Source organism: Synechococcus sp. R5-13, from assembly GCF_047462015.1.
Lineage (GTDB): Bacteria > Cyanobacteriota > Cyanobacteriia > Thermostichales > Thermostichaceae > Thermostichus.
The window spans coordinates 1-1,057 of the sequence record NZ_JANSIL010000153.1 but is presented as its reverse complement, the minus strand read 5'-3'; the positions used below and the strand labels follow the sequence as shown (position 1 = coordinate 1,057).

Genomic DNA, 1,057 nt, shown 5'->3' with positions numbered 1-1,057 from the left:
CAAATGGCAGAGGCTCTGGCCCAGCGCAACTGGCTGGCAGCCGATGCCTTCATTGCCGTGACCCGGGTGATTCCCCCCCTCGATTGGCTGCCCCCCCACTTGAGCTCTCTAGAAGGCTACCTGTTCCCAGACACCTATCTTTTCCCCATCGAACAGGTGGAGGGATCCCTGCCGGATCGGGAAAAGGCCCAGATGGTGGTCGACGCCATGCTGCAGCGATTTGTCGCGGTGGCCCTGCCCCTGTTTCGCCAGCACACCACTTCCCTGTCTCTGCACGAGTGGGTCACCTTGGCCAGCATTGTGGAGCGGGAGGCCGTGGTGCCGGAAGAACGCGCTTTGATTGCAGGTGTCTTTCTGAACCGGCTTAAGAAAGGGATCCCCCTGGGAGCCGATCCGACGGTGGAATATGCCTTGAATATCCGGCAAACCCCAGATCGCCGCCTCACCCTTGCGGAGGTGCGTACCCCCTCTCCCTACAACACCTACCTTAACCCGGGTTTGCCCCCCGGCCCCATCGCCAGTCCGGGCTTGGCCAGCCTAAAAGCCGTTTTGCAGCCTGAGCAGACCGACTATCTCTACTTCGTGGCCCGCTACGATGGCACTCACATTTTCAGCAAAACCCTAGCAGAGCACGAGGCAGCCCAATTGCAAATTATTCAAGAGCGTCGGCAAGCTGCCCAGGGATCCCACCATAGTCCTCAACCCAGTCCTTAGCCGAGGAGGGCTGACAGCAGTAGGCCGAAAACCTTACAGTAGTCAACATTGGCTACCTAAAGCTGGAAGAGGCTGGTGAGCGCCAAGCCAAAAGTTGCACGAAACTCATGGACGCTTTGCGGTGTGGCGGACATGTTACTGGGCTTCCAAACACAACTCATCCTCAACCACAAGCAAACAACTCTAGCAGCTCAACATGCTGGGGTAGCCCGCCACGCCTACAACTGGGGCCTAGAGGTCTGTCGGCAAGCCCTGGAGAACCAGCAAAAACTCCCCACCGCCATTGACCTGCACAAGCGCCTGGTAGCTGAAGTGAAGCAAGCGCATCCCTGGTACTACCAGG

At 58.6% G+C, this 1,057-nt stretch carries 2 protein-coding genes; both read left to right on the top strand.

Annotated features, from left to right (window positions below):
- The coding region (gene mltG, locus NW840_RS11630; RefSeq protein WP_414344430.1) for an endolytic transglycosylase MltG at positions 1–714 on the top strand (714 nt) is incomplete at its 5' end.
- 132 nt (positions 715–846) lie between these two features.
- Positions 847–1,057: helix-turn-helix domain-containing protein (locus tag NW840_RS11625; protein ID WP_414344432.1), on the top strand; the 211-nt coding region annotated here is incomplete at its 3' end.